This window comes from Paraburkholderia sp. PGU19 (assembly GCF_013426915.1).
In the GTDB taxonomy this organism is placed as follows: Bacteria; Pseudomonadota; Gammaproteobacteria; order Burkholderiales; family Burkholderiaceae; genus Paraburkholderia.
This window is the reverse complement of the sequence record NZ_AP023182.1, coordinates 744,482-757,500: the sequence shown is the minus strand read 5'-3', so window position 1 is coordinate 757,500 and position 13,019 is coordinate 744,482. Positions and strand designations below refer to the sequence as shown.

11 protein-coding genes are annotated in these 13,019 nt (G+C 60.5%); 7 read left to right on the top strand and 4 right to left on the bottom strand.

Features of this window, described 5'->3' with window-relative positions:
• Positions 1–165: 165 nt before the first annotated feature.
• The 3 genes from H1204_RS43835 to H1204_RS43830 form a co-directional block, all read right to left on the bottom strand.
• Complete coding sequence (locus H1204_RS43835) at positions 166–747, bottom strand: hemerythrin domain-containing protein (RefSeq protein WP_180735246.1); 582 nt, start codon at positions 745–747, stop codon at positions 166–168.
• A gap of 71 nt (positions 748–818) precedes the next feature.
• Entirely contained in the window at positions 819–1,016 is a 198-nt protein-coding gene (locus H1204_RS52135) for a hypothetical protein (RefSeq protein ID WP_243469000.1), read from the bottom strand.
• A 171-nt stretch (positions 1,017–1,187) separates the two neighbouring features.
• The gene (locus H1204_RS43830; RefSeq protein ID WP_180735245.1) at positions 1,188–1,535 is read right to left on the bottom strand and encodes a hypothetical protein; all 348 of its coding nucleotides are present in this window, start codon (positions 1,533–1,535) and stop codon (positions 1,188–1,190) included.
• A 661-nt stretch (positions 1,536–2,196) separates the two neighbouring features.
• Between H1204_RS43830 and H1204_RS43825 the strand changes: the two genes are divergently transcribed.
• The 7 genes from H1204_RS43825 to H1204_RS43795 all read left to right on the top strand — a co-directional run bounded on the left by H1204_RS43825 (position 2,197) and on the right by H1204_RS43795 (position 12,560).
• Positions 2,197–6,000: a nitrate reductase subunit alpha gene (locus tag H1204_RS43825; protein WP_180735244.1), complete on the top strand. Its 3,804-nt coding sequence runs from the start codon at positions 2,197–2,199 to the stop codon at positions 5,998–6,000.
• Positions 5,997–7,523, top strand: coding sequence for a nitrate reductase subunit beta (gene narH / locus H1204_RS43820; RefSeq protein ID WP_180735243.1), 1,527 nt, complete (start codon positions 5,997–5,999; stop codon positions 7,521–7,523). The genes H1204_RS43825 and narH overlap by 4 nt, the downstream gene beginning before the upstream one ends.
• A 1-nt stretch (position 7,524) precedes the next feature.
• On the top strand, positions 7,525–8,268 hold the full coding sequence (narJ, locus tag H1204_RS43815; RefSeq protein ID WP_180735242.1) for a nitrate reductase molybdenum cofactor assembly chaperone: 744 nt from the start codon (positions 7,525–7,527) through the stop codon (positions 8,266–8,268).
• Entirely contained in the window at positions 8,265–8,948 is a 684-nt protein-coding gene (gene narI, locus H1204_RS43810; RefSeq protein WP_180735241.1) for a respiratory nitrate reductase subunit gamma, read from the top strand. Before narJ ends, narI begins: the two co-directional genes overlap by 4 nt.
• A gap of 10 nt (positions 8,949–8,958) precedes the next feature.
• Positions 8,959–9,753, top strand: coding sequence for a peptidylprolyl isomerase (locus tag H1204_RS43805; RefSeq protein WP_180735240.1), 795 nt, complete (start codon positions 8,959–8,961; stop codon positions 9,751–9,753).
• Positions 9,754–9,767: 14 nt separating this feature from the next.
• Positions 9,768–11,042 carry a nitrate/nitrite transporter gene (locus tag H1204_RS43800; RefSeq protein ID WP_180735239.1) on the top strand — a complete coding sequence of 425 codons (1,275 nt, stop codon included), beginning with the start codon at positions 9,768–9,770 and terminating at the stop codon, positions 11,040–11,042.
• A 663-nt stretch (positions 11,043–11,705) separates the two neighbouring features.
• Positions 11,706–12,560, top strand: a complete 855-nt coding sequence (locus H1204_RS43795; protein WP_180735238.1) for a class I SAM-dependent methyltransferase — start codon at positions 11,706–11,708, stop codon at positions 12,558–12,560.
• A gap of 57 nt (positions 12,561–12,617) precedes the next feature.
• Here H1204_RS43795 and H1204_RS43790 read toward each other — a convergent pair whose 3' ends face one another.
• Complete coding sequence (locus H1204_RS43790) at positions 12,618–13,004, bottom strand: GNAT family N-acetyltransferase (RefSeq protein ID WP_274608266.1); 387 nt, start codon at positions 13,002–13,004, stop codon at positions 12,618–12,620.
• Positions 13,005–13,019: the final 15 nt, after the last annotated feature.

Genomic DNA, 13,019 nt, shown 5'->3' with positions numbered 1-13,019 from the left:
TCTAATAGGAATGACTCAACCGCATTTGGACGCGAACATACCGTCAACGATGAACCCCGCATGCGCGTCTTTCGGGATCCGTGGCTCACACAGTCGTTTCCCTCGATAACCGAGTCGAAGTGACTTCGCCCGCCATCTTCATTTTGACTGATCTGAACAATATATTCACGCGACGTGATCCGGGATTGTGTTCACGATCATTGAATACAGATGGTCGAGATCACCCTCGAGCTCGCTGCTGTCGAACGGGTCACGATTGGCGCCAAACGCTTCATCCAGTTCTATCCAGTCCGCGGTGGTAAGGCATCGCAGCGCAGCGGGCAAAATCACTTCCTCTTCCAGCCGCCTGTGGTTACCGTAAAACGCAGCGTATTCCTCGACCATCTTCCGCAATGCAGGAACCTCTGAATCACCGGCCACCTCATATCGCGCCAAGGCACGCTCAAGATCTCGCACCCGCGCTTCACCCTGTACATGCTGCGCCTCCAGTTCGTCGATGACACCGTCCAGTTCATTCGTGCGCAATCGCAAGCGCATGAATAAATATTTGTCTTCCTTAGGGTGATGCACCTGTTCCGGATATTCCCGAATGTAGTAAAGCATGGCCCGCAACACCATAGGTCCGGGCGCATGCACACTCGTGCCCAAGGAGTCCACAAACCGCGTCATCCCGTTGACCACAGTCGAGAGTTGCTGATGTTCGTGGATGATCGTCTGTACCGCCCTTCTCGCTAATGGTTGTTGCATCTCATCCTCCGCCTATAGGCCGTAGCAAGTGCGTACCATTTGCTGCGTCATTTCTGCTAACCCGGCATAAACTAGCGCATCCGTCCGACTGATCTGAGTATTGAGCGGCCTTGTGGAGTCAAACGCACATGTGCGTATCCTGAGGCCAGCTTTTCTAGCGAAACAAGCTGACGCTCGCACAAGGCACCCAGATCCTCAAGATCCAGAGTGTTTGAATTCTGGTTGGTCTCAAGCAGCATGAGCGCTGCAATCTCATGTGGGCTGAGCATTGTCGTCTCCGTTGATCAGAGTCCCCGCGCTTCGGGTCTCGTTTCAAGAATAGATGCTTACCAAAGGTTGTCGACGCGCATTTTGTCGCATGCTGCTGGACTGCAAGTCGAAAAGCGCAATCGATGTCTTAGGGAAGACGACTGACGAATGCGATCTCCCTGCATTCGCCGTTACGGCAGCATCTGCAGCGCGAAGTCGCAAGCAAGCACCGTAGCCGACAACAAGAGACCAAGTGCGACATTGGGAACGCGGCGCCCGAGGTCGGAATGTCCGCCTGCCCACGCTAAGAAGAGAAAACAAGATTCGACGACAATCTGCGTTGCAAACAGCACGAGCATCAATGTGAACTCATAGCCCATCTCCTTGAACACCGATAAATTCAGACCGTAGTTGACGAGCCAGTATGCGATGCGATAAACCTCATAGACTGCAAGGAGTATCGGAAAGATATAGCTCGCGACATAGGTCGATAAGGTGGCGTGCCGAAAGTGAGGATGAAAATTGGGCCCGATTTGCATGATCCTGCTCCTCTGGAAACCCGTCTCTATTCCAACTGCGCAGGTGGGTACTCCGGTCACGGCGTCACGGCGCGCCACCACGTTGAACACCTAGCCGTTGCCCTCCTGGCCCCGTACCACGAGCACTGATGCCACATGGATGGCTTCGTTCAACGCACGCATCGACGGCCTGCCGCGGTCCACGGCCACTACGGTATTCCCATACATGATCTGCTCACGAATCTGATTGCGTATCCCGACGCATTCATGCCGCAGATGGTCCTTCGAAAACTCTCCCCGCTGCGTCAGAAGGATGAAATGGCGCAGATGAATTCATCATCCGCCCTCCCACCAGGTTCGAGTTGACCTGCATCAACTTAGCGATCAGAGAACCACGGTATATACACGAATAGCTGATTGGCGGTGCCGCCGTTGTTGGCCTCGCCAGGAATCGCCCCTTGGTCTGGGGAAAACCCGAGCCAGGCGTCCCCGGGAGGGCTGCCCGGTAGGACCGGGTATGGCATCGGCCTCGACAACGCAACGCTACGGGAGTGAAGCCAACGGCATGAGCCTATTCATCAGGATCAAGACTGACTGGCTAATTCATGCATCAACTTTACTTATCCACATCTACCGACTTTAATGTCTGGGAACGGCCGATACCGACAGACACGGGAATTTTATGAGCCACTTTCTGGACAGGTTACGTTACTTCACTACGGTCCGGCCGCAGTTTTCCGACGGTCACGGTGCCGTCACAGACGAGGACAGAAAGTGGGAAGACGCGTATCGGCAGCGATGGCAACATGACAAGATCGTGCGCTCCACGCATGGCGTGAACTGCACGGGCTCATGCTCGTGGAAGATCTACGTGAAGGGCGGTATCGTCACGTGGGAAACCCAGCAGACCGACTACCCGCGCACGCGCCCCGACATGCCCAATCACGAGCCCCGTGGATGCTCGCGCGGCGCGTCGTACTCGTGGTATCTGTATAGCGCGAACCGCCTCAAATATCCGCTCGTGCGCAGCGCGCTCGTCAAGCTATGGCGCGAGCGGCGCCGAACGATGGAGCCGGTGCAAGCCTGGCAATCGATCGTCGAAGACGACGCCGCGCGCCGCAACTATCAATCGCGGCGCGGACTCGGCGGCTTCATACGCTCGACGTGGGACGAGGTCAACGAGATTGTCGCCGCCGCCAATGTCCACACGGTCAAGCGCCACGGGCCAGACCGCGTGGTGGGCTTTTCGCCGATTCCCGCGATGTCGATGGTCTCGTACGCGGCAGGTTCGCGATATCTGTCGCTGATCGGCGGCGTGTGCCTGAGCTTCTATGACTGGTATTGCGATCTGCCGCCTGCTTCGCCCCAAACATGGGGCGAGCAGACCGACGTGCCCGAATCCGCCGACTGGTACAACTCCACATTCATCGTGATGTGGGGGTCGAACGTGCCGCAGACGCGCACGCCGGACGCGCATTTCATGACCGAGGTCCGCTACAAAGGCACGAAGATCGTTTCAATCTTCCCGGATTACGCGGAAGGCGCGAAGTTCGGCGACATCTGGCTGCATCCGAAGCAGGGCACCGATGCGGCGCTCGCGCTCGCGATGGGTCATGTCATTCTCAAGGAGTTTCACCTCGCCGGCAAAAGCGATTACTTCATGGACTATTGCCGCCGCTACACCGACATGCCGTGTCTCGTGCGGCTCGTCCCACGGGGCGACCGCTATGTGCCGGAGCGGCTTGTCCGCGCATCGGATTTCGACGACGCGCTCGGCCAGACCAACAACCCCGACTGGAAGACGGTCGTCATCGACGCGGCGACCAACGACGCCGTCGTACCGGTAGGCTCTGCGGGCTTTCGCTGGGGTCAAAAGGAAGGCGGCGACAAGGGCAAGTGGAATCTGAAGGAGGAGTCGGCGTCAGGCGCGCCCATCGAGCCGCGCCTTTCCTTCGTCCACGCGCACGACGAAGTCGTCGATGTACTCTTCCCGTATTTCGGCAATATCCGGCATCCGCATTTCAATCACACGTCGCATGCGTCGGAACTCTCGCGCAAGATCGGCGCGCGAAGAATCGCGACACGCAATGGCGACATGCTGGTCGCCACCGTCTATGACCTGTTCGTCGCGAACTATGGCCTCGATCAGGGGCTCGGCGGCGAAGACATCGCCGCGAGCTACGACGACGATCTGCCCTATACGCCAGCCTGGCAGGAAGCAATCACAGGCGTCAAGCGCGCGGACGTGATCAATGTCGCCCGCCAGTTCGCCGAGAACGCGCACAAGACGCAGGGAAAGTCGATGGTGATCATCGGCGCGGGCATCAATCACTGGTTCCACATGGACATGTCGTACCGCGCGATCATCAACATGCTGATTATGTGCGGCTGCATCGGCAAGTCGGGCGGCGGATGGTCGCATTACGTCGGCCAGGAAAAGCTGCGCCCGCAGACAGGGTGGACGGCACTCGCGTTCGCGCTCGACTGGAACCGGCCGCCGCGCCAGATGAACTCGACGTCGTTCTTCTACGCGCATACGGATCAATGGCGCTATGACCCGATGGACCCTGGCGCCCTGCTCTCGCCGCTTGCGGACAAGTCGCAGTTTCACGGCGCGCCGATCGACTACAACGTGCGCGCCGAACGGATGGGCTGGCTGCCGTCCGCACCGCAACTGTCCGCCAATCCGCTCGATGTCGGACGTGCGTTGAACGACCCGGCGCAAGCGAGCGCAAAGATCGCCGGCGACCTGAAATCGGGCAGCCTGCGCATGGCGTGCGAAGACCCCGACAGTCCGACGAACTTCCCGCGCAATCTGTTCGTGTGGCGTTCGAACCTGCTCGGCTCGTCAGGCAAAGGCCACGAGTACTTCCTCAAGCATCTGCTCGGCACGACGAATGGCGTGCAAGGCGACGAGGTCTTCAAGTCGGGCCATCCGCGTCCTGAAGAAATCACATGGCATGACGAAGCGCCACGCGGCAAGCTCGATCTGCTCGTCACGCTCGACTTCCGCATGTCGACCACCTGTATGTATTCCGACGTCGTGCTGCCCACTGCGACGTGGTATGAGAAGGACGACATGAACACGTCCGACATGCATCCGTTCATTCATCCGCTATCGGCTGCTGTCGATCCGGCGTGGCAGTCGAAGAGCGACTGGGAAATCTTCAAGGGCCTCGCCAGGCGGTTCTCGGAATTGAGCGTCGGGCATCTCGGCGTCGAACGCGATGTCGTTCTCTCGCCGATTGCGCACGACAGCCCAGGCGAACTCGCGCAACCATTCGAGGTGCACGACTGGAAACAGGGCAAATGCGAACCGGTGCCGGGCAGGACGATGCCTTCTGTCATCGTCGTCGAGCGCGACTATCCCGCCACGTATGACCGGTTCACCTCGCTGGGTCCACTGATGGACAAGCTCGGCAACGGCGGCAAAGGCATCACATGGGATACGAAAGACGAAGTCGCGCTGCTTGGCGAACTCAACTATCGCGTCGCGAATGGCCAGAGCAATGGCACGGGCACCGCTAACGACACGGCCGGACGGCCCCGCATCGATACCGCGCTCGACGCCGCCGAAGTCATCCTGTCGCTCGCACCGGAAACCAATGGCGCCGTCGCGGTGAAGGCGTGGCAAGCCATCTCGGCGATGACGGGCATCGAGCACGCACATCTGGCCGACGCGCGCGCGGATGAAAAAATCCGTTTTCGCGACATCCAGGCGCAGCCGCGCAAGATCATCTCGTCGCCGACATGGAGCGGCATCGAGTCGGAGCATGTGTCGTACAACGCGGGCTACACCAATGTTCACGAACTGATTCCCTGGCGCACACTCAGCGGCCGCCAGCAGCTCTATCAGGATCACATGTGGATGCGCGCATTCGGCGAATCGCTTTGCGTCTACAAGCCGCCCATCGAGACGGGCAACTACGAGCACATGCTCGGCGCACGCTCGAACGGCAACCCGGAAATCGCGCTGAACTTCATTACACCGCACCAGAAATGGGGCATCCACAGCACCTATACGGACAACCTGCTGATGCTCACGCTCTCGCGCGGTGGTCCGATCGTCTGGCTGTCGGAGATCGACGCGAAACAGATCGGAGTGGTCGACAACGACTGGATCGAGTGCTACAACGCGAACGGCGCGTTGTGCGCTCGCGCCGTCGTGAGCCAGCGCATCCCGCACGGCATGGTGATGATGTATCACGCGCAGGAAAAGATCGTGAATACGCCTGGTTCGGAAATCACGGGCACACGCGGCGGTATCCACAACTCGGTCACGCGCGTGGCGCTCAAACCGACGCATATGATCGGCGGCTATGCGCAACTGGCGTATGGCTTCAACTACTACGGCACCGTCGGTTCGAACCGCGACGAATTCCTGATCGTGCGCAAGATGAAGCATATCGACTGGCTCGACGACGCGCCTCCCGACCCCGCCAACCCTGCCAGCCAGCATAAACACCGTCAAGGAGAAACCTCATGAAGGTGCGCGCGCAGATCGCGATGGTGCTCAATCTCGACAAATGCATCGGATGCCACACTTGCTCCGTCACCTGCAAGAACGTGTGGACGAGCCGCGAAGGCATGGAGTACGCGTGGTTCAACAATGTCGAGACGAAGCCCGGCATCGGTTATCCGAAGGACTGGGAGAATCAGGACCGCTGGCGGGGCGGATGGAAACGCAAGGCCGACGGCAAGATCGAACCGCGCCTCGGCAGCAAGTGGCGACTGCTCGCGCAGATTTTCGCCAATCCGCATCTGCCTGAGATCGATGACTACTACGAGCCGTTCACCTTCGACTACGCGCATCTGCAGGACTCAGGCGATGCGAAAGCGATGCCCGTTGCGCGTCCGCGCTCACTGATCAGCGGCGAACGGCTCGAAAAGATCGAGTGGGGGCCGAACTGGGAAGAGATTCTCGGCGGCGAATTCGAGAAGCGTTCGAAGGACTACAACTTCGAGAACGTGCAGAAGGACATCTATGGGCAGTTCGAAAACACCTTCATGATGTATCTGCCGCGCCTGTGCGAACACTGCCTCAATCCGGCGTGTGTCGCATCGTGTCCGTCCGGCTCGATCTACAAGCGCGAAGAAGACGGCATCGTGCTGATCGATCAGGACAAGTGCCGCGGCTGGCGCATGTGCGTGTCCGGGTGTCCATACAAGAAGATCTACTTCAACTGGCACAGCGGCAAGGCCGAAAAGTGCATCTTCTGCTATCCGCGCATTGAAGCGGGACAGCCAACCGTCTGCTCGGAAACGTGCGTGGGCCGCATCCGCTATCTCGGCGTAATGCTGTATGACGCGGATCGCATCAGCGAGGCGGCGAGCGTCGAGAACGAAGCCGATCTGTATGAAGCGCAACTGTCCGTCTTTCTCGACCCGAACGATGCCGAGGTGATCGCGCAGGCCGAACGCGATGGCGTGCCCACAGCCTGGCTCGACGGCGCACGGCGTTCGCCCGTCTACAAGATGGCGATCGATTGGAAAATCGCCTTTCCGCTGCACCCCGAATACCGGACGCTGCCGATGGTCTGGTACGTCCCGCCCCTCTCGCCCATCAATGCAGCCGCCAATAGCGGCGAACTCGGCATGAACGGCTATCTGCCCGACATCGAATCGCTGCGCATTCCGCTACGCTATCTCGCGAATCTGCTGACGGCGGGCAAGGAAGAACCCGTCAAGCTGGCGCTAGAACGGCTGCTCGCCATGCGTGCCTTCATGCGCGCGCGCCATGTCGATCAGGTCGAAGCACCCGGCGTCCTCAAACAGGCGGGCCTGACGGTCGCCCAGGTCGAGGACATGTACCGCTATCTGGCGATCGCGAACTTCGAGGATCGCTTCGTCATTCCCACATCGCACCGCGAGTATGCGGAAGATGCGTTCGATCTGCGCTCGTCATGTGGCTTCTCGTTTGGCAACGGCTGCTCGGACGGACGATCCGAAATGAGCCTCTTCACGACCAGAAAGAGCAACCGCAAGATTCCGATTCGCCAGGAGTTCTGACATGGGTTCCCGTGACACGATTCCGCCCGGCGCGACGTACGCGGTGCTGGGCGCGCTGCTCAGCTACCCGGACCAGCCGCTGCTCGATGCGTTGCCCGAAGCGCAAAAGTTGCTGCGCGGCGAGCGCGGCTTTACACGCGATGCGCGCGCGGGCCTCGACCAGTTCATCGACTACTGCGCGCAGCGCGACCTGTTAACGCTGCAGGAAAACTATGTGGCGCTGTTCGATCGCGGGCGCGCGACGTCGCTGTACCTGTTCGAGCATGTGCATGGAGAATCGCGCGATCGCGGACAGGCGATGGTCGATCTGCTGCGGATGTATGAGGAACATGGCCTGCATCTGGGCGCAGGCGAACTGCCCGACTATCTACCTGTATTCCTCGAATATCTGTCGCGCCTTCCCGCTGCGGAAGCACGCGGACTGCTCGCGGAGACGGGCGAGATCCTGCAATCGATTACCTCGCAACTGGCCCGGCGCGGTAGCCCCTTCAGCTTTGTCGTGGGCGCGCTGCTGCCGCTGGCGGGCTGCGGTAAAGCCGAAGAGCCCGATGCGCTCAACAATGACGACGCGCAATCGTCTCCCACCTCAGCTGACTATCGCGCGCTGGATGCCGCATGGGCCGACGAGCCCGTTCGCTTCGTCGGCGCGGCCACGCCCACGCAGGCGCCCATTCACTTCTACGACAGCCGTCCTGGTGCCGCGTCGCCAGCTGGACGAAACGCTACCCGGGAGAACAAGTCATGAACGACTACTTCCATCAGTTCGTGTTCGGCATCTATCCGTACATCTGTCTTGCCGTGCTGTTTCTCGGCAGTCTCGTGCGTTTCGACCGCGAGCAATACACGTGGAAAAGCGATTCGTCGCAATTGCTGCGGCACGGCGCGTTGCGCCTGGGCAGCAATCTGTTTCACTGGGGCATCCTGATCGTGGTGGGCGGCCATTTCGTGGGTTTCCTCGCGCCGCACTGGCTCGTGTCGCCGTTCATGTCGGCGTCGGCGCACCAGCTGATCGCGATGGTGGCGGGTGGCGCGGCGGGCATCGTCGCAATCATCGGCCTGACGATCCTGATTCACCGGCGTCTTGCCGACGTGCGCATCCGCCGCAACAGCCGCGTGTCCGACATCGTCATCGTGCTGATGCTGTGGGTGCAGCTTGCGCTCGGGCTCGGCACGGTCGTGCTCTCCATGCGTCATATGGACGGCGCGATGTTCGAGCAATTGACCGACTACGTGAAGGGCGTGGTCACGTTCCGCCCGAATATCGCGAGCTTGCTCGTGGGTGTGCCGCTGACCTATCAGGTGCATATCGCGCTCGGCTTCACGATCTTCCTCGTCGCGCCATTCACGCGGATGGTCCACATCTGGAGCGGCTTCGCGTCGATTGCCTATCTGATCCGACCGTATCAACTCGTGCGCAAGCGTTGAGGAGCATGTCATGAGCACGATCGACCAGACCGCGCTGGCGTATCAGGACGGCGCACTGCGCGTGAACGGGGTCGCGATCGACGCGGCTTCCATCGACGACGAGGTCAGGCATCAGTCGGATGCGCCCGATCCGCACGCAGCTGCAAGGCGCGCACTCGTGATTCGCGAACTGCTGCGGCAACGCGCAATCGAGTTGAAGCTGATCGCCGAAGCCGCCGCTCTTGACGACGCATCGCTCGATAGACTGCTCGACACCGAATTGAGTGTGCCGACGGCGACGCGCGCCGACTGCGATCGCTATTACGAGAGCCACCCCGCGAGCTTCAGACAAAACGACATCGTCTTCGCGAGCCACATTCTTTTCGCGGTCACGGGCCGCGCGCCGCTTGCGCTCGTCCGGCACAAGGCCGAGACGACATTGCAGAAGGTGCTGGCCGCGCGCGGGACGTTCGAAGACACGGCGCGCGAGGTGTCGAACTGTCCTTCGGCGGGTATCGGCGGCAGCCTTGGGCAATTGTTACGCGGCGACAGCGTGCCGGAGTTCGAGCGCGCCTTGTTCGACACGCAGGACCTCGGCGTGCTGCCGAGACTCATCAACACGCGGTTCGGCTTTCACATCGTGCGCATCGATCGCCGTGTCGAAGGCGAGCGTCTTCCGTTCGAGTCGGTCGAAGCTGACATTGCCCGCTTTCTCGGCGAGCGGGTCCGTCACAAGGCGATCCAGCAATACGTGACGGTCCTGGCATCGCGCGCGCGAATCGAAGGCGCGGATCTGGGCGAGGCCAACGGCCCGCTGGTTCAATAAACGAGGGAACAGGCATGAGCGCACAAGGCGGCATGAAGAATCTGAGCACGGCGCCCGGCGTCACGGCGCAGGCATGGTCGGTATTGCTGGCGAGCACGCTCGCGTTTCTCGTCTGCTTCGTCGTCTGGATGATGTTCGGCGTGCTAGGCGTCCAGTTGCGCGAGGACCTGCAACTCAACAGCACGGAATTTGGCCTGCTGACCTCGACTCCCGTGCTGACTGGCGCCTTGATGCGCCTACCGCTTGGCGCATGGACCGACCGCTTCGGCGGGCGCATCGTGATGACGGTGCTTCTGGTCATTTGCGCGATACCTGTTTATATCGTCAGTTACGCCACCGCGTTGTGGCAGTTTCTGTTGATCGGGCTTTTTCTCGGCTGTGTCGGTGCATCCTTCGCAGTGGGGACGCCGTATGTCGCGCGCTTTTTCCCGCCTGAGCGACGCGGCTTCGCGATGGGTTTCTTCGGTGCGGGCACGGCCGGCGCAGCCGTCAATCTCTTCATCACGCCATCTTTGCAGGCCGCGTATGGCTGGCGCTTCGTGCCGCGTGTCTATGCCGTCGCGCTGCTGGTCACCGCTGTGATCTTCTGGTTCGCGTCGGCGCGCGACCCGGGCGCCGGGCAAACCCAAAGATCGTGGCTCGACTCGTTCAGGGTGTTGCGCAATCCGCATGTATGGCGTTTGTGCCAGTACTACTCGATTACGTTCGGCGGCTTCACGGCCCTGTCTCTCTGGATACCGCAGTACCTGAAGGCCGAGTATGGGATGTCGCTCGTCGTGGCGTCCGCGTTCGCCGCCGGCTTTTCGCTCCCGGGGTCGATTCTGCGCGCAGTGGGAGGCATGCTCGCGGATCGCTTCGGCGCGCATAGCGTGACGTGGTGGGGCCTTTGGGTCGCGTGGATATGCCTGTTCCTGCTGTCGTATCCTTCCACCGATTTCGTCATTCACACGATAGACGGCACCGTGAGCCTCCATATCGAGGTCACGCTGATCGTATTTGTCCTGCTGACGTTTTCACTTGGCGCCGTGTTTGCGTTCGGGATGGCGTCGACGTTCAAATATGTTGCTGACGACTTCGCCGATAACATGGGCGTGGTGACGGGTATTGTCGGCCTCGCAGGCGGGCTTGGTGGCTTCTTGCTGCCGATCTTGTTTGGCTTGCTGCTCGACTTCTTCCGGGTCCGCTCGACGTGTTTCATGTTTCTTTACGGCATCGTCTGGGTCTCGCTGGTCCTGATTTATCTGTCGGAAGTCAGGCGAACGCCCGTTGCCGGACGAGCAACCGGTTAGCTTTCGCCCATCGCCGGACCCATCTGAACAGGTGAGTCGGACCGGCCTGGCTTACGAACCAATGCGCACCAGTTGGACGAGGGACGCCTGTTGCGGGAACGTCGAATCGAGCCTGCCCAGGCGGATTTCCCGCCTCTCGCTCCAACAGGCGGAAACAATTTTCCCTCTGCTTCAGTGGGTGTTCTGCGCCGCTCGATCTGCACCGGTATTCGCAAGGCCGTCGATAAGTGTCCGCTGCTGGAACGGATGGTCACGAAATAAACGGAACGCCCGCGTTGTGGCTTCAAAGTCCACCTCTAATTCGTGTTCATCAATCTTTCCAGCGCAAACACCTGATCAGGACGTCCTTGGCAATGGCCGCAGCTAACCTATGAGCGGACTTCTGTGGCGTAAAGCCTAATGACGGTTGCGGAGGACCGCCGTCGAAATCTTCAACGGCAGCCAGGGCGATTTCTGTGAGTGAGTACGGCCTTCGCGGTCGCGGCAAACCTTCGTCATAGTGGCCACCAGCCGTCGGCGCTTCGGATCGCCCTGTTCATTTCCGAGGTCAGCCCCCTTGTAACCAGGGTATCTCGCGTAAGTTCCAGGCAAGCGCCACGTCACCGCTTGCTGTACGCTTGGCGAAGCACGCAACGTGCTCACCCGCCTGGTAGGAGAACCCGGATGGCCTCGCCTGAAGAGATTAACGCCGACATGCTCGCCTTCTGGAACGGCAATGGCGGCGACGTCTGGGTGGCTCGGCAGGAGCATACCGACATCACGCTTGCGCCGGTGACTAACGCCTTGCTTGTCTATGCCGCTCCGCGAGCCGGCGAACGGGTAGTGGATATAGGCTGTGGTTGTGGCGCGCCCACGCTGGAATTCGCGCGCGCCGTGGGTCCGTCCGGCCGCGTGGCGGGGTTGGACATTTCCGGACCAATGCTTGCGGAGGGTGCAAGGCGCGCGAGCGCCGCCGGCATCGTCAATATCGATTGGCGGCAGACCGATCCGGCAACGGCTGCGCTGGACAAATACGATTTGCTGATCTCCGCCTTCGGAGTGATGTTCTTCGGCGACCGGGTGGCTGCGTTCGCCAACATGCGCCGCGCAGCCGCTCCAGACGCACGCATGGCGCTCCTGTGCTGGCGCTCGCTGGCTGAAAATCCATGGATGGAAGTGCCGATGACCGCAGCTGCGGGGCACCTGCCGCCGAGGCCGCAGCCGCTGCCGAACGCTCCCGGAATGTTCGCCTTCGCCGATCGGGACCACGTGACCGAGGTCGTCACGGCGGCCGGTTGGGCGCCGCCGCGCTTCGAGAAACTCGACATGGACCTAGATATTGCCGCTGGCCGCGGGCTGGAGGAGGCGGTGGTTCAGTCAACCCAAATCGGCGCCGTGAACAGTTGGTTGCGCAACCAGCCCGCGGAGGTCGTCTCTGCCGTCGCTACCTCTGTTCACGAGGCGCTTGCGCCTTATGCAGACGGCGCGAGCGTGCGATTGCCCGGCGCGATGTGGTTAATCAGCAGCGCGCCTGCCTGAACGAGCCCCACTACTCATTGGCCTTCGCCGAGCGTGAATGCGCCATTGGCCTTTCCATCAGATCCCGCGCGACTCCATCTCAACTATCCGACGGCCATCAACGTCGCTGGTCTGAAATTTATCCAAAGATTGGAAGCCGTTTCGCTGATAGAACGATAGTGCCGATCCAGTATGGCACCATAGCCGGATTACCGCAGCGTGCGAATCTGCTTTTGCCCATGTGACCACCTGTTGCACCAGCAAGCTCCCAAATCCTTTTCGTCGGTGAACCGGATCGACCCAAAGGCCTCCGACGCTATATTCGTCATCGTCCTTCTTCACGCCGAAAACGAAAGCGGCAACGCTTTCGGCATGCTCAACGATGAACATTCGAGATGCCCTCCGGCGTCGTGACTTTGCTGGCGAAGGTATTCCAGTACACGTCGTCGCGAGCGCTGGCTTCATCCACAGTCTTCCCAG

Excerpts from the sequence above, each read along its gene's own strand:
- H1204_RS43835 (WP_180735246.1), bottom strand. The coding sequence starts at position 747 with ATGCAACAACCATTAGCGAGAAGGGCGGTACAGACGATCATCCACGAA.
- H1204_RS52135 (WP_243469000.1), bottom strand. The coding sequence starts at position 1,016 with ATGCTCAGCCCACATGAGATTGCAGCGCTCATGCTGCTTGAGACCAAC.
- H1204_RS43830 (WP_180735245.1), bottom strand. The coding sequence starts at position 1,535 with ATGCAAATCGGGCCCAATTTTCATCCTCACTTTCGGCACGCCACCTTA.
- H1204_RS43825 (WP_180735244.1), top strand. The coding sequence starts at position 2,197 with ATGAGCCACTTTCTGGACAGGTTACGTTACTTCACTACGGTCCGGCCG.
- narH (WP_180735243.1), top strand. The coding sequence starts at position 5,997 with ATGAAGGTGCGCGCGCAGATCGCGATGGTGCTCAATCTCGACAAATGC.
- narJ (WP_180735242.1), top strand. The coding sequence starts at position 7,525 with ATGGGTTCCCGTGACACGATTCCGCCCGGCGCGACGTACGCGGTGCTG.
- narI (WP_180735241.1), top strand. The coding sequence starts at position 8,265 with ATGAACGACTACTTCCATCAGTTCGTGTTCGGCATCTATCCGTACATC.
- H1204_RS43805 (WP_180735240.1), top strand. The coding sequence starts at position 8,959 with ATGAGCACGATCGACCAGACCGCGCTGGCGTATCAGGACGGCGCACTG.
- H1204_RS43800 (WP_180735239.1), top strand. The coding sequence starts at position 9,768 with ATGAGCGCACAAGGCGGCATGAAGAATCTGAGCACGGCGCCCGGCGTC.
- H1204_RS43795 (WP_180735238.1), top strand. The coding sequence starts at position 11,706 with ATGGCCTCGCCTGAAGAGATTAACGCCGACATGCTCGCCTTCTGGAAC.
- H1204_RS43790 (WP_274608266.1), bottom strand. The coding sequence starts at position 13,004 with ATGAAGCCAGCGCTCGCGACGACGTGTACTGGAATACCTTCGCCAGCA.